We start from the raw sequence: 25,033 nt of genomic DNA, 5'->3' as shown, positions 1-25,033 counted from the left end.
GCCGGGGATTCCCCGGCCGGTGTTAACGGCCCCTGTTAGAGCATCATCCAGGCGCCACCGGCGATGATCGCCGTCATCATGATGTTGAGCACCACGCCCGCGCGCATCATCTGTCGCTGAGGCAGATAGCCGGAGCCGTAGACGATGGCATTCGGCGGCGTGGCCACTGGCAGCATGAAGGCGCAGGAGGCGGCGATGGCGATCACCACGGCCATAATATCTTTCGGCAGACCCAGGCTACCGGCAATACCGACGAAGATCGGTACCAGCAGGGCGCTGCTTGCCGTGTTGCTGGCGATTTCGGTCAGCATCACCACGAAGGCCGCGACGACCAGCAGGAACAGCGGAGCTGAGGCACCGGCCATCAGGTCACTGATGCCCTGCGCCAGGAACAGGCTGGCGCCGGTGGCCTTGAGCATGGCCGACAGAGTCAGGCCGCCACCGAACAGCAGCAGTACACCCCAGTCTGCCGATTTTTCGATCTGCTTCCAGTTGACCAGCTGCAGCATGCACAGCAGCAGGATGGCGTTCAGTGCGATGATCGAATCCAGCCCCTTGCTGATCCCGATCAGGCCGGACAGCGGCTTGCTGAACAGCCACATGGCCACGGTCAACGCGAAGACGCCGAGGGTCATCCACTGCTTGCTGTTGAGCGGCTCATGGTTATGTTTCGCTTCGAAATGATGGCTCATCTCCGGGCGGCAGAGGAAGTAGAGCGCGGTGATCATCAGGGGCAGCGACAGGATCACGGTGGGGATGCCGAACTTGAGCCAGTCGGTGAAGCTCAGGCCCACTTCGGCCGCGGCGATGGCGTTGGGGGGCGAGCCGACCAGGGTGCCGATGCCGCCGATATTGGCCGAGTAGGCCACGCCCAGCAGCACAAACCAGTACGTACGCTGGTTGTCTTCATAGGGCAGCTGGCGCAGCAGGCCCAATGCCAGCGGCAGCATCATCGCCGTGGTGGCGGTGTTGGAGATCCACATCGACAGGCCCGCCGCGGTCAGGAACAGCAGGATGGCGGCGGTGCCCAGATGGCCGCGGGCCAGCCGGATCACATGGCCGGCGATATACTTGTCCAGTCCCTGCGCATTGAGCGCGGCAGCCAGACCGAAGCCGCCCAGAAACAGGAAAATGATCGGGTTGGCAAAATTTTTCAGCGCATCGGCCACCGTGAATACGCCGGCCACTACGGTCAGTACCGGCACCAGCAGCGCGGTTACGGTGATATTGAAGGTTTCGGTCATCCACAGGATGGCGATGACGGCCAGAATGGCGAGGCCTGTGCGCAGTTCTGCTTCAAGCGGGGCCAGAAACCAGATGCCGGCCGCACTGAGTACTGCCAGCAGAAAAGTGATCCACTTGCCGGACATGATTCTCTCCAGGACAGGTTGAAAGGAGCGCGAATTCTACATAGTCGCCCCCGCAGGAGCTACCTGGCTTGAATGCGGCTCTATTGCCAGTGTAGAAAGCCTCAGCCGAAAAACCAGTAGCCACAGAGAATGGCGGCGACAATGCCGGCCAGATCGGCGCTGAGCCCGCACCAGAGTGCATGGCGGGTATGGCGGATGCCGACGGCGCCGAAGTAGACCGCGAGCACGTAGAAAGTGGTTTCGGTGGAGCCCTGGATGATCGAGGCGACCTGAGCGGCGAAGGACTCCACGCCGTGGGTGCTCATCGTTTCGAGCATCATTGCCCGAGCGCCGGAGCCGGACAACGGCTTCATCAGCGCCGTGGGCAAGGCATCGGCAAAGCGGGTATCCAGACCAAGCAGACCGATGCCTTCTCGCAGCAGCCAGATAAAGCCTTCCAGTGCCCCACTCTCGCGCAGTACGCCAATCGCCACCAGCATTGCCAGCAGGTAGGGGATGATCATGATCGCTGTCTCGAAACCCTGTTTGGCGCCTTCGATGAACGTCTCGTAGACGTTGACCTGCCGGCGGTGGGCCAGCAGCAGGAACAGCATGATGGCACTGAACAGCAGCAGGTTGCCCACCAGCGCCGACTGGCGCTGGAGTTCGTCCACGCTCAGGGTGGCAAAGTAGCCGATGAACGCCAGCAGCAGGCTGATGCCGGCACCGAACCAGAGCAGCAGGGTGCGCTGCAGCAGGTTGATCCGCTGTACCCAGCAGGTGACCAGCAGGCCCACCAGGGTCGAGCAACTGGTGGCGATCAGGATCGGGATGAACACGGCGGTGGGGTCGGTTGAACCCTGCTGGGCGCGGTAGAGGAATACGGTGATCGGAAACAGAGTCACCGAGGAGGTGTTGAGCACCAGGAACAGGATCTGGGCATTGCTGGCGGTGTGCTTGTTCGGGTTCAGCGTCTGCAGGTCCTGCATCGCCTTGAGGCCCAGCGGGGTGGCGGCATTGTCGAGGCCGAGCAGGTTGGCGGACAGGTTCATGGTCATGGAACCGATCGCGGGGTGGCGCGGTGGTACTTCCGGCATCAACCGAGTGAATACCGGCCCCAGCGCACGCGCCAGAGTATCGACCAGCCCCGAAGCCTCGGCCAGTTTCATCATTCCCAGCCAGAAGGCGAGGGTGCCGATCAGACCGATGGCCAGCTCAACGGTCAACTTCGACATGCTGAAGGTGCTTTCCACCATGCGCTGGAAGACGCCGGAGTCGCCCATGCCCAGCCATTGCCAGAGTGCGGCGATAAAGGCGATCAGAAAGAAGCCGAGCCAGATCCGGTGCAGCATGGGGTACGTCCTGTGGAGTGCGTGCTTCGATTCTAGCGAGCCGTGCTTTATCTGACCACCGGCTGAGCTAGTGTATGGCGAGCATGTTCAATGTTGGACCGGTAGCCCAAGCTTTACTGACACGCCGTGAACCCATCCATGGGGGCTCAACTGCCGCCGTTGATTGCCATGGATGGCGGGAATGCCGAAAATGCAGGAGCATTTTTCGGCCGGCGGCAGACAGTCGCATACAAGCAGCACCACCCGCCCAGTCACTTTGGTGCCAGTTTCAGTCCTTCAACCGCCAGCAGGTCACTTCCGACAGAGTGTGCTGGAATTTGCGCCGGGTTTCGCGGATCACGAAAGGCACTTCCTCGGGGCCACGGATCAGCTCGAAGTGCGCATCCAGTGCTTCGTGCAGGCCATCCAGGGTGGTGACATTCTCGCCGTCACGCTTGATGCCGCCCAGCCACTCCTCTTTTGGCGTGTGCTCTTCCAGCCAGGTATAAGGTGAGGCAATGATCAACACGCCTCCAGGGTTCAGTCGGGTATGTACCTGTGACAGGAATCGGCGTGGGCTGTACAGGCGGTCGATCAGGTTGGCGGCCAGGATCAGGTCGTAGCCGGTCAGGAGCGGCTTGAGGTTGCATGCATCACCTTGGCTGAACTGCACCCGGTTGGCCACGTCTGCCAGGCCCAGCGAGGCCAGGTCCCGTTCGTGATAGCTGATCAGCTCTCCTTCCTCCTGCAATGTGTAGCGTAGCCGTCCCTGCTGCTGCAGCTGGACGCCGAGATCGATCAGTCGGGCAGAGAAGTCGACGCCGTCCACGGCCGTAAAGTGACGGGCCAGCTCGAAACTGGCGCGACCGGTGGCGCAGCCCAGGTCCAACGCCTTGCCGTTGTGCTCGCTGCCACAGGCTGAGATCGCCAGGCGAGCAAGTGTCTGCGGGAAGTTGGCGACGCCGAAGTGTTCATCACCATAGTGGAATTCGGCGTACTGGGAAGCCAGTTCATCACTTTCGTAACGGGAGTCAGGAATGGCTGTGGGTGGTGCGCCGGCCACGTAGCGGAAGCCGGCGTGCTGGAAAAAGTGGCGCCGAAAGGCGTAACGGGCAGTGCGCAGGCTTTCGTTACCACAGGAGATCCAGCTGCCGCCCTTGATCAGGTTGTGGCGCTCATCAAAGGTCGGGGTGGTGAAGTCGTCATAGCAGGGGTGTACCGCGAAGCCTTCGAACGGGTAGATTGGGGTTTGCGTCCATTGCCAGACATTGCCGCTGAGGTCATAAAAATCGCCCTGAGCGAAGCGATAGACCGGGCAGGGAGAGGCGAAATGATCCAGATGCAGATTGGCGTTAACCGAATGGCCGGGTGACGGCTCGGCGACGTTCGACAGATCATACAACCGATACCATTCATCCTCACTGGGCAGACGAATCGGCAGGCCCGTCTGCTCCGCTTTCCAGCGGCAGAAGGCTTCAGCCTCATGGTAGTTGACCTCCACCGGCCAGTCCCAGGGCATGCACACCTGTTCGCACATCAGGCGCAGCTGCCAGTCGTCATTCGTGCGCACCCAGAAGCTCGGGTGCTCGGCGGCTGCAAAGTTGCGCCAGTCCCAGCCTTCTTCACTCCACCACCGGGCGTCGCGGTAGCCACCGGCGTCGACAAAGGCCCTGAATTCCTGGTTAGAGACCAGCATCTGCGCCGCCTGAAGTGCCTTCAGCTCTATTTGGCGCAGGCCGTATTCATTGTCCCAGCCGTAGTGGGCGTCATCTCGGGCTTTGCCCAGAGTGACGCTGCCGGCAGGAATATCGATCAGCTGGTTGGCTGGTGCCGGGCCGGAGTCGCGGCAGACGGGCCAGGCCGGGTGCGATTGAACGTATTTGAGGTCGTGCTGGCGGATCAGCACCGAGGAGGTTTCCAGGTGGATGCGCTCATGCTCGATGCCCATCAGGATGGTCCACCAGGGGTGGTCCCAGTGGATGGGGGAGGTCAGTGGTGCTGTACGGATGATACGGTCCAGGGTCTGGCGCACCTGTTTGCGATAGGTTTTGACTTCGGCCGGTGCGGGCCAGTCATAGTGGTCGTCATTGAGGTCGTCCCAGCTCATCTCGTCCACACCAACGGCGAAAATCGACTCGAAGCGCGGGTTGATGCGCTCCTCGATCAGTCCGGCCAGGAGCAGCTTGTTGATGAAGAAGGTGGCGGTGTGGCCGTAGTAGAAGATCAGCGGGTGGCGCAGGGCGATCGGCTTGACGAAATAGGCCTCGTCAGAGGTCAGCACCTCGAACAGCTGCTCGTAGCGGTCGAAAGTGGTGTTAAAGTAGTCGAGGATCTCTCGACGCAGGGCATCAGAGTCCGGGTTGTCGAGTCGGGGAGTGCGAGAGAGGCGTTCCATGGGCAGTCCTGATCCGCAAGTGAGCTGATGTCAGTTCAGTATAGACAGGCGGAGATGGACGGCAGGTGTCAGCCCCGGCTGTGTGTGATGGGGACTGATACGGTTGCAGGGTCATTTTGGATTGTAACCGGCAGACCCTCAGGCGAGGGTCCGTCGGTTGAAGGCCCTCGGGCGAGGGCCGGCAGGTGCTCAGTCGAGCTGAGACAGGTCGCGCACCGCACCCTTATCGGCGGAGGTGGCCAGCTTGGCGTAGGCTTTCAGCGCCGCAGATACCTTGCGTGGACGCTCTTCGGCCGGTTTCCAGCCCAGCTTGTCCTGTTCGGCACGGCGCTCGGCCAGTTCCTCATCGGAGACCAGCACGTCGATGGTGCGGTTGGGGATGTCGATGCGAATCAGGTCGCCCTGACGGACCAGACCGATGGCGCCGCCCGCTGCGGCTTCCGGTGATGCATGACCGATGGACAGGCCGGAGGTGCCGCCGGAGAAACGGCCGTCGGTCAGCAGTGCACAGGCTTTGCCCAGGCCCTTGGACTTGAGGTAGGAGGTCGGGTAGAGCATCTCCTGCATGCCGGGGCCGCCTTTGGGACCTTCGTAGCGGATGATGACCACTTCACCGGCCTTGACCTCGTCATTGAGGATCTTGCTAACGGCTTCGTCCTGAGACTCCATCACGTTAGCGGGACCTTCGAAGACCAGAATCGACTCGTCGACGCCGGCGCTCTTGACGACGCAGCCATCCAGGGCGATGTTGCCGTGCAGCACCGCCAGGCCGCCTTCCAGCGAGAAGGCATGGTCGATGGAGCGGATGCAGCCGTGTTCACGGTCGCCATCCAGGGTCGGCCAGCGGGTGGCCTGGCTGAAGGCGGTCTGGGTCGGGATGCCGGCCGGACCAGCCTTGTAGAACTCGATCACTTCCGGTGTCGGGTTGCGCATGATGTCCCACTGATCCAGCGCTTCCTTCATGGTCGCGGTGTGAACGGTCGGGACGTCGGTGTGCAGCTTGCCGGCACGGTCCAGTTCGCCGAGGATGCCCATGATGCCGCCGGCACGGTGCACGTCTTCGATATGGTATTTCTGCGTGTTCGGCGCCACCTTGCACAGCTGGGGCACGACGCGGGACAGGCGGTCGATATCTTTCATGGTGAAGTCGATCTCGGCTTCCTGAGCGATCGCCAGCAGGTGCAGAATAGTGTTGGTGGAACCGCCCATGGCGATGTCCAGGGTGATGGCATTTTCGAACGCCTTGAAGCCGACGGAACGCGGCAGCACTTTTTCGTCTTCGCCTTCGTAGTAGCGCTTGGCCATCTCGACGATGGTGTGGCCGGCACGCTTGAACAGCTGCTCACGGTCGGCGTGAGTGGCCAGCATGGTACCGTTGCCCGGCAGCGCCAAGCCCAGCGCTTCGGCCAGACAGTTCATCGAGTTGGCGGTGAACATGCCGGAGCAGGAGCCGCAGGTCGGGCAGGCGGAGCGCTCTACGGCGTCGACTTCTTCATCGGACGCGTTGGGGTCAGCGGCCAGTACCATGGCATCGACCAGGTCCAGCTTGTGCTCGGACAGCTTGGTCTTGCCCGCTTCCATCGGACCGCCAGAGACGAAGATCACCGGGATGTTCAGGCGCATGGCGGCCATCAGCATCCCCGGGGTGATCTTGTCACAGTTGGAGATGCACACCAGGGCATCGGCGCAGTGGGCGTTGACCATGTACTCGACGGAGTCGGCGATGATGTCACGGCTCGGCAGCGAGTAGAGCATGCCGTCGTGGCCCATGGCGATGCCGTCATCGACCGCGATGGTGTTGAATTCCTTGGCGACACCCCCTGCCGCTTCGATTTCGCGTGCCACCAGCTGGCCCATGTCCTTCAGGTGCACGTGACCGGGCACGAACTGGGTGAAGGAGTTGGCAACTGCGATGATCGGCTTGTGGAAATCGTCGTCCTTCATGCCGGTGGCGCGCCAGAGGGCGCGGGCACCTGCCATGTTGCGGCCGGCGGTTGAGGTCTTGGAACGATACTCAGGCATGGGGCTCCCCTCGGAATCCGATTCTCAAATAAGCCCGAGTATATCAGATAAACGGCGTACGCCGAGGGCACAGGACAGGGCGGGTTTTCGTCTACACTGAGCTTGAGAACTCAGGCGGAAGGAGCATCAATATGCGTGTCGGCGTGCCCAGAGAGATCAAGAATCGCGAGTACCGGGTGGGCATGACCCCAATGGGGGTTCGTGAGCTGGTGGAGCAGGGTCATCAGGTGCAGGTGGAGCTGGGGGCCGGGGTCGCGGCCGGCTTCAGTGATCAGGCGTATGAGCAGGCGGGTGCCGTGCTGGTCGATGACCCGCGCTCGGTGTTTTCCTGGGCCGATCTCATCGTCAAGGTAAAGGAGCCGCAGCCAAACGAGTGTGGCTGGCTCAGCGCGGATCAGGTGCTGTTTACCTATCTGCACCTGGCGGCCGACCGATCGTTGACTGACGCTTTGCTGGCCAGCGGCTGTACCGCCATCGCCTATGAAACGGTGCAGGATCTTCATGGCGGCTTGCCGCTGCTGGCGCCGATGAGCGAGGTGGCCGGTCGCATGGCGGTACAGGCCGGCGCGCACTGTCTGGAAAAGGCCCAAGGCGGTCGGGGTGTGTTGCTGGGCGGTGTGCCGGGGGTCAGTCCGGCGCGGGTGCTGATTATCGGTGGTGGCGTGGTGGGCGAGAACGCGGCATATATTGCCTTGGGCATGGGCGCGCGGGTGAGCCTGCTGGACAAGTCCATTCCGCGGCTGAAACAGCTGGACGAACGCTTCAACGGGGCGCTGACCACGCTCTACTCCACCCGGGAGAATATCGAGCAGCAGCTGTCCCTGGCCGATCTGGTGATCGGTGCGGTGCTGCTGCCCGGCGCGGCAGCACCCAAGCTGGTGACCCGCGACATGCTGGGTGAGATGAAGGTCGGTTCGGTACTGGTCGATGTGGCGATCGATCAGGGCGGCTGCTTCGAGACCAGTCATCCGACGACCCATGACGACCCTGTTTTCGATGTCGATGGCATCGTCCACTATTGTGTCGCCAACATGCCGGGTGCGGTGGCGCGGACGTCGACGTTGGCACTGACCAACGCGACCCTGCCGTATGTCGAGCAGCTGGCGCAGCATGGCTGGCGCCGGGCGTTGCAGGAGGTGCCCGGGTTTGTCAGCGGCTTGAATGTCCATTCCGGGCGAGTGACCTGCGCCGGCGTAGCAGAGGCGTTCAATCTGCCGTTGCATCCGCCTCGGGAGGAGCTGGGCAGCGCTTGAAACCCGGTTCGGCTCGCTCTATGCTCAGAAGCCCATATGAGGAGTTTCTGATGCACGAGAAAAACAAGATACATTCAGATCTCTGGCTCAAGCGTTTGATGAGAACGGGCATCCCGCTGGCACTGATCTGTGTGCTTAGCCTGTGGCTCGGTCAGTGGGTCGGTAGTGGCGTGCTGGGTTGGGTATTCATTCTGACCCTGCCGCCGGTACTGGTGATTGGGCTGGCGTATAACCTGCGCTACCTGCTGCTGATGCAGCGTGCCAAGCGCAGCTCTACCCATTCCTGAAGCAATAGCGCAAGCGAGGTAATCATGGAAAAGAATATCGGTATTCTGGATCAACTGGTGCGTGTGCTGATAGGCCTAGTGTTTATCGTACTCATTTTCTTCGGACCGAAGACCTGGTGGGGGTTGATCGGTGTACCGATCATCGCCATTGCCATCTCCGGCACCTGCCCGCTATACAGCCTGCTGGGCTTGCGTACCTGTCGCCGCAGTTGTTGAAATTCATGCTGTGTTAAGACCTTCAGCCCTAGCATCAGAGCCCTCTGAAACCCGGGCGATGACGACGTCAGGATAACCACTGCAGGGAGGAAACAGGATTGGAGGTGCAATCAATACGGCAGCACCGGCGGTGGCAGCCACTGCATCTGGCTGCCGGCCTGCTGGCGGCATTGGCCCTGCCAGTGAGTGCAGGGCCTCTGGATAGCCAGCGGGATAGGGCTCCGGCCGAAACCCAGCGTGTCGATCTGGTGCAGGCATCCCGTATTGCCCGGATGGAACTGGGGGGCGAGATCATCAAGGCCGAGCTGACCCGCTATCGAGGCACGGAGGTCTATATGGTACGCCTGCTGGATCAGGGGCGGGTGCGTGAGGCATTGGTAGATGCCGCGACCGGCGCAATGCTATCACCGGGACAAAGCGAGGAGGCTGAATGAAGGCACTGATCGTAGAAGATGACAGCGACCTGCGTCGTCAGCTCAAGCAACAACTGGAACAGCGTGGCTATACCGTCGAAGAGAGCGGTAATGGCCGCGAAGCGCTCTATCTGGGGCAGGAGTACGAGTACGATATCGCCGTGGTTGATATCGGCCTGCCGGAAGTCTCAGGCCTGGATGTGATTCGCAGCTGGCGCAGCCAGGGCAAGGTGGTACCGGTGCTGGTGCTGACCGCCCGTGGTGACTGGCAGGACAAGGTGGCAGGGCTGGAAGCCGGTGCCGATGATTACCTGGCCAAGCCGTTCCATACCGAAGAGTTGCTGGCTCGTCTGAATGCCCTGGTTCGCCGGGCCTCGGGTCATGCCAGCCCCGTGCTCGCCTTTGGCCCGCTGGAACTGGATACCTCGGCGCGAGTGATCAAGCTCAGTGGTGAGGAGGTGCGCCTGACCAGCTACGAGTACCGTACGCTGGAATACCTGATGCTGAATGCCGGCAAGACCATCTCCAAGGCCGAGCTGACCGAGCATCTGTATCACCAGGATTATGATCGCGACAGCAACGTGCTGGAGGTATTCATCCGCCGCCTGCGACAGAAGCTGGACCCCGACCAGAGCCTGAAACCGATTACCACGGTTCGGGGGCTGGGATACCGGTTCTCACTCGACAGCGCCGATCAGGCGTGACCTCTCCCTCAGCCGTTCCGCTGTCACTGCGGGGGCGCCTGCTGCGCGCCTCGGCGGTGATTCTGCCGCTGGTGATTGTGTTCGCCGGCCTGGCCCTGTTCAAGGCCTTTCACTCCAGTCTGGAAAACGCCGAAGCCTCCCAGGCACGCCTGCAGGTGTACCTGCTGCTGGGCGCAATCGAAGTGGACGAGGGCAGCCTGCGTCTGCCCGATCGGGTGCTGGATCCCGGCTTCAGCCGGCTCGACTCCGGGGTTTACGGTTTCATCCACGGGCCTGATAACCGACTGATCTGGCGCTCCAACTCCAGCCTGATGCTGCCGAACGAGATGGTGCAACGCTTGCCCAGTAGTGCTCTGCGGCCTGGCCAGTCGCTGTTCAGCCATCTGCCCGATCAGGGGCTCTACCTGTTCCAGTATCCGGTGGTTTGGGAGAGTGCTGCCGGTGAGATACGCTTTCTGATCTCGGTGCTGCGCAGCGATGAGCAGATCCGCAACGAAATGAAAGCCTTCAGTCTGCAACTGCTCGGCTGGCTCAGTGGTGTATGCCTGGTGGCCTTGCTGGCGCAGTACTTCATCATGCACTGGGGGTTGCGGCCGCTGGATCTGATGGCCCGTGATCTGGACCGAATCGAGGCCGGTGATGCCGACCAGCTGGAGGGGCATTACCCGCTGGAAGTTCAGGGTGTGACTGAAAGTCTTAACCGGCTGATCGATACCGAACGCAAGCAGCGCGAGCGGTACCGGAATACCCTCGGCGATCTGGCGCACAGTCTGAAAACACCGCTGGCGGTGATGCGCGGTGCCGGTGAGGAGGGGCTCGATTTTGACAGCTACCGTCAGCAGGTGGAGGAGCAGGCGCAGCGGATGCAGCAGATCGTTCAATATCAGCTGGCACGAGCCGTGAAGAGCGAAGGCCGGACGCTGGCACAGGCGTTGCCGGTGGCGCCAGTGGTAGAGCGCTTGCTGCGGGTGATGGAGAAGGTCTATGCCCGCCAGCCCCGGGATATTGAGACCCGGCTGGATCCCTCAGCAGGTTTTGCCGGAGATGAGCGCGACCTGATGGAGTTGCTCGGCAACCTGATTGATAACGCCTTCAAGTACGGCGACAGCCGGGTCCGGGTCGACGTGGAGCAGGCGGGGGGCGTACTGCGGATCTCGGTCAGCGATGATGGTCTGGGTGTTGCTCCAAAACAGCGCCAGGTGATCCTGCAGCGTGGCGCTCGCCTGGATACCCAGGCGCCGGGCCAGGGCATCGGCCTGGCGGTGGCGCTGGATATCGTCAGCAGTTATGACGGCGAGCTGGAGGTCAGCGAATCCGATATGGGTGGTGCCTGTTTCCGTGTGACCCTGCCGGGCGAGAAGCTTACAGCGGCTTGAAGAACACCTTGGAGTTGCGCTGGAAGTTGTACAGTGCTTTCTTCTCCTGTGGCAGCTGCTCCAGATCGGCAGCGGCAAAGCCGCGTTCCACGAACCAGTGCGCCGTGCGCGTGGTCAGTACAAACAGCTGCTGCAGCCCCAGTTCCCGAGCTTGATCTTCGATTGCGGCCAGCAGGCGGTCACCGCGCTGGCCGCCTCGATAGCTGCCGTCGATGGCAACGCAGGCCAGCTCGCCGATGGCCTCATCGGCAAAGGGGTAGAGGGCAGCGCAGCCGATGATGGCGCCGTCGCGTTCGACTACCGTGAAACGCTCGATCTCGCCCTCCAGACGCTCGCGTGAGCGGCGTACCAGCACCCCCTTCTCTTCCAGCGGTGCGATCAGTTCCAGAATACCGCCCACATCTTCGATGCTGGCCGGACGGACCTGTTCATAGGAGTGGCTGACCACCATGGTGCCCTGGCCGTCGCGGGTGAACAGCTCGGTGAGCAGGGCGCCGTCCTGCTGGTAGCTGATCAGGTGACAGCGGGGCACGCCCTGCTGACACGCCGTGGCGGCCGCTTCCAGCAGACAGGCGGTTTCGCTGTAAGGTTGTTCGGGGTCTGCCACCCGTGCCAGGTACTGGTGCACCAGACGGGTCGCGGTTTCAGCCAGCAACTCGCTGCGCAGTTCGCCACGGCTGTCGTGGATGCCGGCTTCGGAACCGAACAGGATCAGCTTGTCCGCCTTGAGGGCGATGGCGGTCTGAGTGGCCACTTCCTCCACCGACAGGTTGAATACTTCGCCGGTGGGCGAGAAGCCCAGATTGGACAGCAGCACGATCTGGCCCAGGTCCAGCAGGCGGCGGATGCCTTCATGGTCGACCCGGCGCAGCTCGCCGGTATGGCCCATATCGACACCGTCGAGCACGCCCACCGGACGGGCGGTAACGAAGTTGCCGCTACACAGGCGGATGCGGGCGCCGTGCATCGGTGTGTTGGCCAACCCCATGGAAAAGCGGGCCTCAATCTCGGTACGCAGGCTGCCGACTGCATCGATGACACACTCCAGCACTTCACTGCTGGTTACCCTGAGGTCGTGATGCAGACGGGTCTCCAGGCCGCGGGCCTGCAAGCGCTGTTCTGCCTGAGGGCGGGCACCATGCACCAATACCAGACGTACGCCCAGGCTGTTGAGCAGGGCGATGTCGTGAACGGTGTTGGCAAAATGGGCATCCGCGATCGCTTCGCCGCTGAGCATCAGCACGAACGTCTTGCCGCGATGCGCGTGGATATAGGGCGAGGAGTGGCGGAACCAGTCGACGTAGTTGATGGAGGAGTTGGTGGCGCTCAAGGTCGGCTCCCGATCAGGCTGTGGACAGCCCTCATTGTGCAACCTTTGACGCAGCGGGTCCACGCCTGGAAACGGGGCCCGCCGCAGCGGGCCCCGGCAGGATCAGGTGAACATGCCCTTGAGCATGAAGAAGAACATGATGGCCAGAAGGGCACCGGCCGGCAGGGTCACGATCCAGGAAACGAAGATAGTGCCGACCACCTTCAGGTTCAGCGCGGCCATGCCACGGGCCAGGCCTACGCCGAGTACGGCGCCAACCAGAGTGTGAGTGGTGGAGATCGGCAGACCTGTACCAGAGGCCACGACTACGGTGCTGGCCGCCGCCAGGGTCGCCGCGAAGCCACGGCTCGGCGTCAGTTCGGTAATGTTCTGCCCCACAGTGGCAATTACCTTGTGGCCATACATCACCAGACCAGCAACGATGCCGCCGCCGCCGAGCAGTAGAATCCAGGCCGGCATGGCCGTCTTCTGCGCGACCTCACCACCGGCACTGACCACGCCAACGATAGCCGCCAGTGGGCCAACCGCGTTGGCTACGTCGTTGGAGCCGTGAGCGAACGCCATGGCACAGGCGGTGAACATCATCAGGACGCCGAATACCTTCTCCACGCTGGTGAAGTGGAAGTCACGATCAGCGTTCGGATCAACCTTGATCTTGCGCTGCATGAATACGCCTGCAGCCATGGTGATCAGGCCGATGATCACGGAGATGCCCGCGCTCTGGAACCAGCTCAGGTGCAGGCCGATGTGCTTCAGGCCCTTGGTGAAAGTCACCATGGCGATGATGAAACCGACCAGGAAAATGTAGTAGGGCACGTAGCGCTTGGCATTGGCGAAGGGATCTTCGGTATCGAGGATCAGCTTCTGTACGCTTCTGAACAGGAAGAAGGCGATGAAGCCCGCCGTCACCGGTGAGACCACCCAGCTGGCCACGATGGTGCCAACCTTGGCCCAGTGTACCGCTTCCATCGAAATGCCCACGGCCGCAAAGCCGACGATGGCGCCGACGATGGAGTGAGTGGTAGAAACGGGCCAGCCAAAGTGAGTGGCCACCAGCAGCCAGATACCGGCGGCCAGCAGCGACGCCATCATGCCAAATACCAGCAGCTCTGGTGTGCCGGACAGAAGTGAAGGTTCAATGATGCCCTTGCGGATGGTGGCAGTTACTGCGCCACCGGCCAGATAGGCACCAGCGAACTCAAACAGGATAGCGATCAGAATCGCCTGCTTCAGGGTCAGGGCGCGGGAACCGACAGAAGTACCCATCGCGTTGGCGACATCGTTGGCGCCTACACCCCAGGCCATGAAAAAGCCGAAGACACAGGCCATGATGACCATGATGTTGCCGTACTGAGCAATGATATCCATTGTTTAGCCTTGGTCGTTTGAGTTTATCGTGCGAGAAGCAGCTGCAGGCGGTTACCGACCTGCTGGGCCCGGTTGGCCAGGTCGCCAACCCACTGAATGATCTGGTAAAGGAACATGACGTCGATCGGGTAGAGCTCGCGCTCGACCGCAAACAGAGAAGAACGCAGCTTACGCTCATGCTCGTCCGCCTTGTGCTCGAGCTGGTCCAGCTCGGTGATCAGGCGTTCGACGATGTCGACCTCATGACCGCGGAAACCGGCAGCCAGCAGTTCGTCCAGCTCGTTCAGGGCCAGTACGGCCTGCTCGATCGCCAGCAGGGTGGTGCGCAGCAGTTCCAGCAGCTCTTCCTGGATCGGCTGCGGGATCTGCATCTGGCGACCCAGCATCAGGCCGGCGATATCCTTGGCCCGGTTGGCGATCTTGTCCTGCATGCGCAGCAGGTCCAACAGATCGGTACGGGGCACCGGCAGGAATAGGCTGGCAGGCAGGCGTTGCCGGATATCACGTTTCAGATCGTCCGCTTCGTTCTCCAGCTCGGCGATGCGTTGCTGGCATTCTTTTGCGGTGTCCCAGTCGTTCTTGATCACGGCTTCAAAGAAGGGGATCAGTTCCGCGGCGCTTGCCTGTGCCTTGACGATGTGTTCCTGCATCGGCTTGAACGGGGAACGTGCGAACATTTGCAGAATAGGGCTGTTAACCATGTTGCGGTTCCTGTTGCAGGTGGAAAAATTCGGCGCAAGTATACGTGCTGGTGTCATATATCTGTAGTGATGATGTCACAAAAAAAGCCGAAATCTGACGTCCATCAGCGCAAATCCTTGGGTACACTGGTAAAAAAATTACCGGTGCTGGAATATGGCTACAGAAACTGAACTGAAATTGCAGCTGCAGGCTGCCGACCTCGACGCCTTCCGGATGCATCCGCTGCTGCAGACTGGCATTGCCGGTGGAACCGGCACGCTACTCAATACCTATTACGACAGTGTCGACCTGTCGCTGGCAACCGCTAAGGTTGCGTTGCGCCTGCGCCGTCAGGGCGCGCGGATCATTCAGACGTTGAAAACCAGGGGGCAGAGCATTAATGGTCTGCATCAGCGTGGTGAGTGGGAATGGGACCTGCCGCAGGCGGTACTGAATCCCGAGCTGCTGCATGACGAGATCTGGCCCACCAGCCTGCCACCGGCTGCTGAACTGCAGCTGGTACCCGTATTTACCACCGATTTCGAACGTGAAATCTGGCAAATCCGTTATCAGAGTGCCGAAGTCGAGGTGGCGCTGGACCAGGGGCAGATCCGCTGTGACTGCCCACAGGGTGGTAGCCTGCAGGATGAAATTCTGGAAGTGGAACTGGAACTCAAGTCAGGTGATGCTTCGGCGCTACTGGCGCTGGCGGATGAACTGGGCCGCAGCATAGCGCTGCAGCCGTTCGACCTGAGCAAGGCGCAGCGCGGGTATCAGCTGTTCCAGCAGTGCCAACAACGCGAGCAATAAGGGGAAGGGTATGCAACAGGCCGAGCAATTCTATACTTCAGTACCGGCAGCGCTGCATCCGCTGCTGGAGCGTAACCTGGCCCGTATCGAGGATGCCCTGTCCGGCTTGGACACCCCTCCTGAGGCGCTGAACACCCAGCTGGCCCGGGTACTGGTTGGCAGCGATTATGTCGCCGAGCAGCTGCAGCGCCATCCTGAATGGCTGGCCGAGCTGCTCAGCAGCGGTGACCTGCAACAGGCGTATGCGGACAGCGCCTATGCCGAGCGCCTGCAGGCGCTGCTGAGTGAGATCACTGATGAAAAGGAGCTGCACCGTCAGTTGCGCCTGTTTCGTCAACGCGAAATGGTGCGACTGATCTGGCGTGACCTCAATCGGCTGAGTGACATGCGTGGCACGACCCGCGAGCTGTCTCGTCTGGCCGATGCCTGTATCGATCGTACTCTGGACTGGCTTTACGATCAGGCCTGTCAGCGCTGGGGTGTGCCTCATTCCCGTCCGGATGCCGATGGCCAGCGTCACCCGCAGCGGATGGTCGTGCTGGGCATGGGCAAGCTGGGGGCTGACGAACTCAACCTCTCCTCCGACATCGACTTGATTTTCTCCTTCCCGGCCAACGGCGAAACCGATGGCGAGCGTAAGAACCTCGACAACCAGGACTTCTTCATCCGCCTGGGACAGAAACTGATTCAGGCACTGGATAACCAGACCGTTGACGGCTTTGTGTTCCGCGTCGACATGCGTCTGCGTCCCTTCGGCTCGGCCGGTCCGCTGGCGTGCAGCTTCGCGGCGATGGAGGGTTACTACCAGGATCAGGGCCGCGACTGGGAGCGCTATGCCATGATCAAGGCGCGGGTGGTGGCCGGTGACAAGGCGGCAGGAGCCGAGCTGGTGCAGCTGCTGCGGCCCTTCGTCTATCGCAAGTACATCGACTTCAGCGCCTTCGAGTCGCTGCGTGACATGAAGGCGATGATTAACCGCGAAGTGCGGCGCAAGGGGCTGGATCAGAACGTCAAGCTGGGGGCCGGCGGCATCCGCGAAGTGGAGTTTATCGCCCAGGCGTTCCAGCTGATCCGCGGTGGCCGCGATGCCGAGCTGCAGCAGCGCGAACTGCTCAATATTCTGCCGCAGCTGCCGGAGAAGGTCGGCATGCCGACTGAGGCGGTGACTGAACTGACCGAGGCTTATACTTTTCTGCGCAACGTGGAGCACGGCATTCAGGCGATTGCTGACAAGCAGACCCAGGAGTTGCCGGCCGACGACGAAGGCCGTGCCCGGTTGGCATTTGCCCAGGGCTATGCTGATTGGGAGGCGCTGGCTCAGGAGCTGGACAGCAGCCGGGCGGCAGTCTCACGTCACTTTGCCGATGTGATCGCACCGGCGGAAGAGGACGAGGCAGGACCCGAAGATCTGCGTACCGAATGGCTCGCACTCTGGCAGGGGATGATGGATGACGCTGCGGCGCAGGCGTTTCTGCAGGAGCAGGGATACAACGAGCCGTCAGTGGCCCTCAAGGCGCTTCAGGACCTGAAAGGCCTGCGCACCGTGCAGGTACTGCAGAAAGTCGCGCTGGAGCGTCTGGAGGCCGTGCTGCCGCCCCTGCTGGAGCAGGCAGGGCAGTGCGATAACCCTGAAGTGACTTTGGAGCGCGTACTGGTGCTGGTGCAGGCAGTACTGCGCCGTTCGGCCTACTTTGTGTTGCTGGCAGAAAACCCGGCGGCACTGAAGCAGCTGGTTCGGCTGTGTTCGGCCAGTGCCTGGTTTGCCGAGCAGTTGGCCAAACAGCCGGTGCTGCTGGATGAGCTGATAGACCCGCGTACCCTTTATGCCCCGCCCAACCAGACCGAGCTGCGCACCGAACTGCGCCAGCAGCTGCTGCGTATCCCTGAAGACGATATCGAGCAGTTGATGGAGACGCTACGCTACTTCAAGCATGCCCACATGCTGCGGGTGGCCGCCTCTGATATCACCGGGGTGCTGCCACTGATGCGGGTCAGCGACTACCTGACCTGGCTGGCGGAAGCGGTACTGGAGGCGGTACTGGAGATCGCCTGGCGCAACCTGACCGAGAAGCACGGCACGCCACAGAAGAGTGCCGGGGTGCCCTGTGATCCAGATTTCATCATCGTTGGCTATGGCAAGGTGGGCGGCATCGAACTGTCCTACGGTTCGGATCTGGACCTGGTGTTCCTGCACGATGCGGCGGCCAATCTGGAGACCGATGGCGACCGGCCGATCGCCAACAGCGTGTTCTTCAATCGCCTGGGGCAGCGCATCATCCATATCCTCAATACCTTCACCCCGTCGGGCATTCTCTATGAGGTGGATATGCGCCTGCGGCCCTCGGGTAATTCCGGCCTGCTGGTCAGCTCGTTGAGCGCTTTCCGTGACTACCAGCAGAAGGACGCCTGGACCTGGGAGCACCAGGCGCTGGTACGGGCGCGGGTGGTGGCCGGCAGTCCGGCACTGGCTGAGCGCTTCCAGGCGGTGCGCGAGGAGATCCTCGCTCGACCCCGGGACGAAGATCAGCTGCGCTCCGAGGTGGTGGAGATGCGCGAAAAGATGCGCAAGCATCTGGGCAGCAAGCCGGCAGATGATGCGCCGGCGGTGTTCAACCTGAAGCAGGATCGTGGTGGCATCGTCGATATCGAGTTCATGGTGCAGTATCTGGTACTGCGCTATGCCCAGGAGCGGCCGGGGATGATGCGCTGGACCGACAACATCCGCATCCTGGCCAGCATCGAACACGAGGGACTACTGGCCTCGAATGAGGTGGAGTTGCTGCGTGAGGCCTATAAGGCCTACCGTGCGGCGGGACACCGCCAAACGCTGCAGAACCGTTCCGGCGTGTTGGGTGAGGAAGCGATGCGCGAGTATCGTGAGGATGTATCGGCGATCTGGCAGCGCTTGTTGGGTCACTGATCACCGAGTGGCCCCAGGCTGAAGCCTCTGGCTCTGGGGCCAGGCCTGAAACGAAAAAGCCGACGCATGCGTCGGCTTTTTGCTGGCTGGGATGCTGCCTTAGAGGCTGGTCAACCAGCCGTGGGTGTCTTCCGCCTTGCCCCACTGAATGTCGTTCAGCGCGCGGCGCAGGCGCAGGGTGGTTTCACCGACACCGCCGTTGCCGACCTGATATTCCTTGCCCTTGTAGATCAGTGTGCCAACGGCTGTCAGTACGGCGGCTGTGCCAGAGAGAGCCGCTTCGCAGCCCGGGCGAGCGCTGCGCTCGAGCAGTTCTTCCACGGTCAGCTCACGCTCCTGAACATCCATGCCCATGTCGCGAGCCAGGGTCAGGATGGAGTCACGTGTGACGCCGTGCAGGAAGGTGGTGTCCAGCGCCTTGGTGATGATTTCGTTACCGTCGATCAGCAGGAAGTTGGCGGCACCGGTCTCCTGAACGTCACCGCCCGGGCAGAACAGTACCTGATCGGCCTGGTATTCGGCGCGGGCCTTCATGATCGGCTGCAGGGCACCGGCGTAGTTGCCTCCGGACTTGACCACACCCATGTGCGGCGGACAGCGCATGCCTTCGTCGTCCAGCAACAGGCGCAGAGCCTTGTCGCCACCGGTGAAGTAATCCCCGACCGGAGACAGCAGCACGTACAGGCAGGACGTCAGTGAAGGCACGGCCGCCTTGCCGATCGCCGGTTCGGTACCGATATGGGTCGGGCGGATGTACATGGAGCCCGGAGGAGCCGGTACTTCATCGGCAAAGCGGGCAACGATGTCACGGATCATGGACTCCATCATGGCCTCATCGAATGCCGGCAGGGCCAGCAGTTCGGAGCTCTGTGCCAAGCGGCGGATGTTTTTGTCCATGCGGAAAATCTTGACTGAACCGTCTTCGTGGCGAAAGGCCTTCAGGCCTTCGAAGCAGGTGCTGGAGTAATGCAGGACGTGGGCACCCGGGTGCAGCTGCAGACTGTCGCTCGATACCACCTCGGCGTCGCTCCACTGAGAGCCGTCGAACCAGGAGATCGCCATTTCAGGCATGAAAACGGAACCAAAAGCAGACATAAAACCTTCCTAACAAGCTGGTTTGAAAGAGTTCGAGGAGGTGAAACCGCAGGTGCATGGCGTGGAGAGCTGCAGCAATCATAGATTGTATGCATTCATGACAAAAATGGAATGACCCAGAGGCAGAAATAGTGTTGCGCGCTTCGATGCAACCCCATGCCGGTGGTACCATTGTCGTTTTGGCGGCAGACATTAGGGTTTAAACGTGTCGCCGGTTGCGGAGACCGATGTGAGCGGCAGCGATAACAGCAAACAGATCTGGATCGTCAGTGACGGCAAGCCCGGGCACCTGAACCAGTCCCGCGGTCTGGTTGAGGCTATTGCCCGCCGCCGCGATGTTGCTATCAGCGAACAGCCGCCGATGGGTAAGCTGCAGGCGCTGCGGCTTTGCTTCAGTGCCGGGTTGCCTCGCGTTGAAGACAAGCCTGCGCTGATTGTTGGGGCTGGCCACGCTACTCACCTGACCCTGTTGGCATTGCGTCGTTTCTATCAGGCCCCGGTAGTGGTGCTGATGAAGCCGTCGATCTCAACGGGCTTCTTCGATCTTTGCTTGATGCCTGAGCATGACCAGCCGCCACATCGGCCCAATATCATCACCACGCGTGGGGCGCTGAACCGCATGCAACCGGGTGAGAAGACCGCGAACAGTGGCGTTATTCTGATCGGCGGACCGTCGAAGCATTTTGATTGGGACGAAACGGCGGTGCTGGCGCAGGTCGAATCCCTGTTGGCCGCTGAGCGGCGTGACTGGCTGATCGGCTCCTCACGGCGAACTCCCGTAAGCACCGAACAGGCGCTGGCATCATTGGCCGGCGCTCGTTTTGTGCCGGCAACTGAAACCGGGCCTGACTGGCTGCCGCAACAACTGGCCTGTGCCGAAGTATGCTGGGTGACGCAGGACAGTGCGTCCATGGTGTATGAGGCACTGACGGCCGGCTGCAAGGTCGGTGTGTTAACGCTGGATGAGCAGGCGGATAACCGCATCAGTCATGGAGTGGACAGGTTGCGGCAGCAGGGTATCGTCAGCGGCACGCCGGACTGGTCGTTGGACCAGCTGTCCGGATCTGATGCCCATTTTAACGAAGCCGAACGCTGTGCCGAAGAGATTCTGAAAAGAGGGTGGCTGTGAAAGTCGTACAGGTATTACCGGCGCTGGAGCTGGGTGGTGTCGAACGCGGCACACTGGAAATTGCCCGTGGTTTGGTTACTGCCGGCCACGAGTCCGTAGTCGTATCCGCGGGCGGTCGTCTGGTCGAACAGCTGGAAAGTGAAGGCAGCCGTCATGTGCAGTGGGAGCTGGGCAAAAAGTCACTGCTCACTTTCTTGCAGGTGCCCAAGTTTCGCCGTTGGCTAGCCCAGGAAAAGCCCGATATTGTTCACGTGCGCTCGCGCATGCCCGCCTGGGTTGTTTGGCTGGCCTGGCGCAAGATGGACCCGGCGACCCGCCCGCGTTTCATCACGACCCTGCACGGGATGCATTCCGTCAACCGCTACAGTGCCGTCATGGGTAAGGGCGAACGCGTCATCGCCGTGTCCGAAACGGCAAAGCGCTATCTGCTGGATAACTTCCCTGAAGTGGATCCTGCCAGGGTCACCGTGATTCATCGCGGCATCGACCCGGCTGAATTCCCCCGCGGCTACCAGCCTTCCGATGCATGGAAACAGCAGTTCTACAGCGACTGCCCAGAAGCCAATGGCAAGCACCTGATCTGCTTTCCGGGGCGCATTACCCGCTGGAAGGGGCATCTGGACTTGGTCAAGGTGGTGGCTGAACTGAGCAAGCAGCGTCAGGATTTCCATGTGCTGGTTGTGGGCAGCGACCCCAAGGGTAAATTCATCGATGAAGTGAAGGCCGCCATCAATGAGGCCGGCCTGGATGAGTATTTCTCGTTCCTTGGCACACGCTCGGATATGAAAGAGTTGTACGCCATTTCGGACGTCATGTTGTCACTGACCTCGACGACCGCAGAGGCCTTCGGCCGAACTGTCGTCGAGTGCCTGTCCATCGGCACGCCGGTGGTCGGGTATGCCTATGGGGCGGTGGACGAGACACTGGGGGCCATCTACCCACAAGGTAAGGTCGTCGCCGGGGGTGTTGTGGATGCAGCCCGTCAGGTCGACCGGGTGCTGAGCAGCCGTGATGAAATCAGGGAAAATCCTTTCGTCCTCAGCAGCATGATCAATAAGACCCTCGAGATTTACAGGGAGAGTATGACCTCGTGAGCTGGTTGTTTCCATTTGCGTACCCGGTCTCTATTGATCGGGGGCGTATACTGGCATTTCTGAACAGTGTAACGCTGTCACTGTTACTGGTCTTTATGGTGTTTGACACCCTGAAGCCCATAGTTAACCTCATTTACCTGATCTGCCTTGTCGGCTTGCCTCTGCTCATTACACGACATCGCGATTTTGTGTCTCGTCACAAGGTGTTGTTTATTTCTGTCGCGGTGTTCGTGCTCTACCATGAGGTGCACCTGTACCTTGTGATGGGTGAGCTTTCGAAGGACTATCTGAAGCATCTTGCGTTGCTGTTGTATTTCAGCAGTTTGAGCCTGTATGGCTTTTGCAGAATAACGCTATACGTTTCGGTATTGATGGGGAGCCTGCTGGCCGCCGGGATGGCAGGGGTTGCCTACTTCCCCGCGGGAGGACGCGTTGGGCTGGGTTTCAACCCCAACGTGCTCGGCTTGATACTGGCGGTATTGTCGGCCCTGAACCTCGCATGTTTCCTGCAGGAGGAGAGCCGGCTCAGATACGCCTTCATCCTGACCTTCCTGGCCGTGGCTCTGGCTGCCCTGACCACGGGGTCGCGCAATGTGTGGCTGATCGAGCTGTTTCTGGTCGCGATTCTGGTGATCCGCTTGCTGCGCATGTCTACAATCGGCATTAAAGGGGTTGCGACTCTGATGGGTGTCGGAGTGCTGGCTGCGCTGGTCACGCCGGGAGTGGCAGGAAAACGGATGGATTCCACGTTGAAGGAAATTCAACAGATCACTCAGGGCAAGTTGAACACATCCCTCGGCTACAGGATCCAGATGATCGATATGGGAATGGAGCTGTTTCAGCTGCGTCCCGTTTTCGGGGCTGGTAAGGACAAGTCGGTCCAACTGGAACTGCTACAACCGATGATTGATGACAAGGGATATACCAGGCGCGCCATCAAGAATTTCGATCATTTCCACAACGGTTTTATCGATGAACTGGCAAAGTTCGGTTTGATGGGGTTCGGCTCACTGGCGTTTCTCTTCCTGGGTATAATGCGAACGGCATTTCAGTTGCGGACAGCGCTGGCAACCGGCTGCCTGCTGGGTGTCTATCTGATCGGTGCGGTTGGTGATAGCCCGCTCAGCAACAGCCGTCCCGAAATCCTGCTGGTGTTCCTGGTCCCTCTGGTGTTGTGCTTGCAGAAATACAGGGTGCTGTCTGCCGAACCCTTCCGGAGGCGCCAGGAATGAAAATTTCGGTGATCATGCCGGTCTATAACTCCGCGCGATACCTTGAGCAGTCGGTACAGAGCGTTATCGGTCAAACACTGCCTGACTGGGAGCTTATCTGTGTCGATGACGGCTCAACAGATGGCAGTGCAGCAATCCTGAATGGCCTGGCCCGTCAGGATGACCGAATCAGGATATTGAACCAGGCAAATGCGGGCGTGACGGCGGCCCGTCATCGAGGCGTCGATGCATCTTCAGGCGAGTATATATGCTTCCTGGACAGTGATGATGTGTTAAGTCCTGATGCATTAGAGAGCTTGCTGGGTGCTGCCGAAGAGTTTGGAGCTGAGATTGTCAGTCATGGCTATACCAAAGTGGCAGCAGGCTGGGAGCTGCCCGTAGACTGTTCCGCGCCGTCAGCGAAGCACTCCTATCAGGTAGCAACCAATCCATTCAAGGATATTGAGCATAAAAGAATACCCATTGTCCTTTGGGGAAAGCTGTTTCACAGGGAACTTCTGACCGGTTTTGAGTGGCCGGATATCCATTTCTCTGAAGATCTGTTCATGACTTTGGCCCTGTCAGTCAAGTCGCAACGTGTTGCTTATACAGAAGAAAAGCTGATTTATTATAGGCAGCACCCCGAATCCGCGACTAAAACAATGACCGCTGAGAAGCTGGATGAAATATTTTGCTCGGTAAATTTGGTTATGGATACGATAACTCCTGACAATCGAGCATATAGGCACCATATCAAACGTTATATCGCCAAATACCAGCTGTTCACATTGTTTGATGGTGTTTGTGGTCAGCCCGCACTTGAGGAGCGTTTCCTGCAGAGATTTGCTGCTTCCGGCAGGATAGCATTGGCCGATTTTTCACCCCTGCGAGCCTTGCGGCTTTGGCTATCCATACATGGGTATAAGCGTACTCAGCTTGGTCTGCGCAGCATCATCCGGTACCTCAAGGTATAACGCCCATGAACACCTCATTTCCATTCAGGGTGGTGAATGTTCTCTTGTCTAGCCGCAGGGGCGGGCTTGAGCAAGCTTTCGTCAATATCTCCAACAGCCTTGTTCGGCTTGGGCATCAGGTGGAAGCCTGGATACCCGAGGATGCGCCCTATCAGGGCGAGCTGGCCGAAGGGGTGGAGGTGGTGCCTTTTACCGCTAAGGGGTTTTATGACGTTCTGGCCATGCTCAAGGCCCGGAAACGACTTCGACGATCAGCGCCAGACCTGGTTATCACTCACAACTCCCGTGCAACCAGTATCCTGGCGCGGAGCCGCATGGGGCTGTCCTGTCCAGTGCTGGGCTTCTCTCATAGCGACAAGCTGAAGCGCATGAAAGGGGCCGATAGCCTGGTCGTGCTGACCGAAAAAATGCGGCAAAACAGCCTGCGCTCCGGGTTTGAGGGCGAGCGGGTCGCCGTCTTTCCCAACATGATCACTCATGTGCCTGCACTGTCGGTACGGGGAGCTGCCCTGGAGCGAGCAGTGCCGGTCAGGCTGGGGTTTGTGGGCCGGGTCAATCCAGAGAAGGGGCTGGATCTGTTGCTGGAGGCGCTGCGACTGCTCAAGCAGCGCGGGGTGCAGCTGCGCCTGCACATAGCGGGAAGCGGAGACAGTGAAGCCGAGATCCGGGCGCTGGCGGAAACGCTGGGGATCACTGATGCGGTAGCATTTGACGGCTGGATCGATGATATTGCCGGTTGGTTGGCTGAAGTCGATCTGGCTGTTCTTCCTTCACGGCAGGAATCTTTTGGTATTGTTGTGCTTGAAGCCGCTGCATACGGCTGCCCTATTGTCTCGACGACGGCTGATGGCCCTGCCAGTCAGATTACGCATGACCTCGATGGCTGGTTAGCGGAGGCTGGTAGTGTCGAGTCGCTGGCAGAAACCTTGCAACACGCGATCGACAGCTATCCACGCTGGCCGGATGTGATATGCAAGGCTCATCAGCGGGCATGCCGGTACAGCATGGATGCACTGTTGCCCAGGTTGCAGCAGCTGCTTGAGCAGGCGGTCAGGGATGGGCGGCGCTGACCGTT

General features: G+C 60.5%; 21 protein-coding genes. 13 read left to right on the top strand and 8 right to left on the bottom strand.

The genetic code is table 11. The features are described 5' to 3' along the window. Positions 1-35 precede the first annotated feature (35 nt). The 4 genes from ABD013_RS14210 to ilvD form a co-directional block, all read right to left on the bottom strand. On the bottom strand, positions 36-1,370 hold the full coding sequence (locus ABD013_RS14210) for an SLC13 family permease (protein WP_343807181.1): 1,335 nt from the start codon (positions 1,368-1,370) through the stop codon (positions 36-38). Between the two features lie 101 nt (positions 1,371-1,471). Beyond that, on the bottom strand, positions 1,472-2,701 hold the full coding sequence (locus ABD013_RS14205; RefSeq protein ID WP_343807178.1) for a nucleoside recognition domain-containing protein: 1,230 nt from the start codon (positions 2,699-2,701) through the stop codon (positions 1,472-1,474). A 268-nt stretch (positions 2,702-2,969) separates the two neighbouring features. Beyond that, on the bottom strand, positions 2,970-5,075 hold the full coding sequence (ovoA, locus tag ABD013_RS14200; protein ID WP_343807175.1) for a 5-histidylcysteine sulfoxide synthase: 2,106 nt from the start codon (positions 5,073-5,075) through the stop codon (positions 2,970-2,972). 189 nt (positions 5,076-5,264) lie between these two features. Then, positions 5,265-7,097: a dihydroxy-acid dehydratase gene (gene ilvD, locus ABD013_RS14195; protein WP_343807172.1), complete on the bottom strand. Its 1,833-nt coding sequence runs from the start codon at positions 7,095-7,097 to the stop codon at positions 5,265-5,267. A 131-nt stretch (positions 7,098-7,228) separates the two neighbouring features. On the opposite strand from ilvD, the gene ald reads away from it, so the two are divergent. From ald to ABD013_RS14165, 6 genes are all read left to right on the top strand, one after another. After that, positions 7,229-8,350, top strand: coding sequence for an alanine dehydrogenase (gene ald / locus ABD013_RS14190; protein ID WP_343807169.1), 1,122 nt, complete (start codon positions 7,229-7,231; stop codon positions 8,348-8,350). Positions 8,351-8,400: 50 nt separating this feature from the next. Further along, positions 8,401-8,637: a hypothetical protein gene (locus tag ABD013_RS14185; protein ID WP_343807166.1), complete on the top strand. Its 237-nt coding sequence runs from the start codon at positions 8,401-8,403 to the stop codon at positions 8,635-8,637. A 24-nt stretch (positions 8,638-8,661) separates the two neighbouring features. Then, entirely contained in the window at positions 8,662-8,853 is a 192-nt protein-coding gene (locus ABD013_RS14180) for a YgaP family membrane protein (protein ID WP_343807163.1), read from the top strand. Positions 8,854-8,957: 104 nt separating this feature from the next. Next, positions 8,958-9,287 (top strand): PepSY domain-containing protein, encoded by a 330-nt coding sequence (locus ABD013_RS14175; protein ID WP_343807160.1) that lies wholly within the window; start codon positions 8,958-8,960, stop codon positions 9,285-9,287. Further along, on the top strand, positions 9,284-9,970 hold the full coding sequence (locus tag ABD013_RS14170) for a response regulator transcription factor (RefSeq protein WP_343807157.1): 687 nt from the start codon (positions 9,284-9,286) through the stop codon (positions 9,968-9,970). The genes ABD013_RS14175 and ABD013_RS14170 overlap by 4 nt, the downstream gene beginning before the upstream one ends. Further along, the gene (locus ABD013_RS14165; protein ID WP_343807154.1) at positions 9,967-11,346 is read left to right on the top strand and encodes an ATP-binding protein; all 1,380 of its coding nucleotides are present in this window, start codon (positions 9,967-9,969) and stop codon (positions 11,344-11,346) included. The genes ABD013_RS14170 and ABD013_RS14165 overlap by 4 nt, the downstream gene beginning before the upstream one ends. Here the strand turns inward: ABD013_RS14165 and argA are convergent. From argA to ABD013_RS14150, 3 genes are all read right to left on the bottom strand, one after another. Next, positions 11,333-12,676 carry an amino-acid N-acetyltransferase gene (gene argA, locus ABD013_RS14160; protein WP_343807151.1) on the bottom strand — a complete coding sequence of 448 codons (1,344 nt, stop codon included), beginning with the start codon at positions 12,674-12,676 and terminating at the stop codon, positions 11,333-11,335. The genes ABD013_RS14165 and argA overlap by 14 nt on opposite strands. Positions 12,677-12,778: 102 nt before the next feature. Further along, positions 12,779-14,044, bottom strand: a complete 1,266-nt coding sequence (locus ABD013_RS14155) for an inorganic phosphate transporter (protein WP_343807148.1) — start codon at positions 14,042-14,044, stop codon at positions 12,779-12,781. Between the two features lie 23 nt (positions 14,045-14,067). Beyond that, positions 14,068-14,745, bottom strand: coding sequence for a TIGR00153 family protein (locus ABD013_RS14150; RefSeq protein WP_343807145.1), 678 nt, complete (start codon positions 14,743-14,745; stop codon positions 14,068-14,070). Positions 14,746-14,899: 154 nt separating this feature from the next. Here ABD013_RS14150 and ABD013_RS14145 point away from each other — a divergent pair, with 154 nt between their 5' ends. Next, a complete protein-coding gene (locus ABD013_RS14145) occupies positions 14,900-15,535 on the top strand; it encodes a CYTH domain-containing protein (protein ID WP_343807142.1) in 636 nt (211 codons plus the stop codon). Positions 15,536-15,545: 10 nt separating this feature from the next. Beyond that, the gene (glnE, locus tag ABD013_RS14140) at positions 15,546-18,455 is read left to right on the top strand and encodes a bifunctional [glutamate--ammonia ligase]-adenylyl-L-tyrosine phosphorylase/[glutamate--ammonia-ligase] adenylyltransferase (protein ID WP_343807139.1); all 2,910 of its coding nucleotides are present in this window, start codon (positions 15,546-15,548) and stop codon (positions 18,453-18,455) included. 99 nt (positions 18,456-18,554) lie between these two features. Here glnE and ABD013_RS14135 read toward each other — a convergent pair whose 3' ends face one another. Continuing rightward, positions 18,555-19,550: a branched-chain amino acid aminotransferase gene (locus tag ABD013_RS14135; protein WP_343807136.1), complete on the bottom strand. Its 996-nt coding sequence runs from the start codon at positions 19,548-19,550 to the stop codon at positions 18,555-18,557. Between the two features lie 229 nt (positions 19,551-19,779). On the opposite strand from ABD013_RS14135, the gene ABD013_RS14130 reads away from it, so the two are divergent. The 5 genes from ABD013_RS14130 to ABD013_RS14110 all read left to right on the top strand — a co-directional run bounded on the left by ABD013_RS14130 (position 19,780) and on the right by ABD013_RS14110 (position 25,028). Then, entirely contained in the window at positions 19,780-20,679 is a 900-nt protein-coding gene (locus ABD013_RS14130) for a mitochondrial fission ELM1 family protein (RefSeq protein WP_343807134.1), read from the top strand. After that, positions 20,676-21,773 carry a glycosyltransferase family 4 protein gene (locus tag ABD013_RS14125; protein WP_343807132.1) on the top strand — a complete coding sequence of 366 codons (1,098 nt, stop codon included), beginning with the start codon at positions 20,676-20,678 and terminating at the stop codon, positions 21,771-21,773. The genes ABD013_RS14130 and ABD013_RS14125 overlap by 4 nt, the downstream gene beginning before the upstream one ends. Before the next feature lie 98 nt (positions 21,774-21,871). After that, entirely contained in the window at positions 21,872-23,005 is a 1,134-nt protein-coding gene (locus ABD013_RS14120) for an O-antigen ligase family protein (RefSeq protein WP_343807129.1), read from the top strand. Further along, complete coding sequence (locus ABD013_RS14115) at positions 23,002-23,958, top strand: glycosyltransferase family 2 protein (protein ID WP_343807126.1); 957 nt, start codon at positions 23,002-23,004, stop codon at positions 23,956-23,958. Before ABD013_RS14120 ends, ABD013_RS14115 begins: the two co-directional genes overlap by 4 nt. A gap of 44 nt (positions 23,959-24,002) precedes the next feature. Then, positions 24,003-25,028 carry a glycosyltransferase gene (locus tag ABD013_RS14110; protein WP_343807123.1) on the top strand — a complete coding sequence of 342 codons (1,026 nt, stop codon included), beginning with the start codon at positions 24,003-24,005 and terminating at the stop codon, positions 25,026-25,028. Positions 25,029-25,033: the final 5 nt, after the last annotated feature.

Source organism: Marinobacterium maritimum (genome assembly GCF_039523155.1).
GTDB classification, from domain to species: Bacteria; Pseudomonadota; Gammaproteobacteria; order Pseudomonadales; family Balneatricaceae; genus Marinobacterium; species Marinobacterium maritimum.
This window is presented reverse-complemented; position numbering and strand designations above follow the sequence as displayed.

Excerpts from the sequence above, each read along its gene's own strand:
- ABD013_RS14210 (WP_343807181.1), bottom strand. The coding sequence starts at position 1,370 with ATGTCCGGCAAGTGGATCACTTTTCTGCTGGCAGTACTCAGTGCGGCC.
- ABD013_RS14205 (WP_343807178.1), bottom strand. The coding sequence starts at position 2,701 with ATGCTGCACCGGATCTGGCTCGGCTTCTTTCTGATCGCCTTTATCGCC.
- ovoA (WP_343807175.1), bottom strand. The coding sequence starts at position 5,075 with ATGGAACGCCTCTCTCGCACTCCCCGACTCGACAACCCGGACTCTGAT.
- ilvD (WP_343807172.1), bottom strand. The coding sequence starts at position 7,097 with ATGCCTGAGTATCGTTCCAAGACCTCAACCGCCGGCCGCAACATGGCA.
- ald (WP_343807169.1), top strand. The coding sequence starts at position 7,229 with ATGCGTGTCGGCGTGCCCAGAGAGATCAAGAATCGCGAGTACCGGGTG.
- ABD013_RS14185 (WP_343807166.1), top strand. The coding sequence starts at position 8,401 with ATGCACGAGAAAAACAAGATACATTCAGATCTCTGGCTCAAGCGTTTG.
- ABD013_RS14180 (WP_343807163.1), top strand. The coding sequence starts at position 8,662 with ATGGAAAAGAATATCGGTATTCTGGATCAACTGGTGCGTGTGCTGATA.
- ABD013_RS14170 (WP_343807157.1), top strand. The coding sequence starts at position 9,284 with ATGAAGGCACTGATCGTAGAAGATGACAGCGACCTGCGTCGTCAGCTC.
- ABD013_RS14155 (WP_343807148.1), bottom strand. The coding sequence starts at position 14,044 with ATGGATATCATTGCTCAGTACGGCAACATCATGGTCATCATGGCCTGT.
- ABD013_RS14150 (WP_343807145.1), bottom strand. The coding sequence starts at position 14,745 with ATGGTTAACAGCCCTATTCTGCAAATGTTCGCACGTTCCCCGTTCAAG.
- ABD013_RS14145 (WP_343807142.1), top strand. The coding sequence starts at position 14,900 with ATGGCTACAGAAACTGAACTGAAATTGCAGCTGCAGGCTGCCGACCTC.
- glnE (WP_343807139.1), top strand. The coding sequence starts at position 15,546 with ATGCAACAGGCCGAGCAATTCTATACTTCAGTACCGGCAGCGCTGCAT.
- ABD013_RS14135 (WP_343807136.1), bottom strand. The coding sequence starts at position 19,550 with ATGTCTGCTTTTGGTTCCGTTTTCATGCCTGAAATGGCGATCTCCTGG.
- ABD013_RS14115 (WP_343807126.1), top strand. The coding sequence starts at position 23,002 with ATGAAAATTTCGGTGATCATGCCGGTCTATAACTCCGCGCGATACCTT.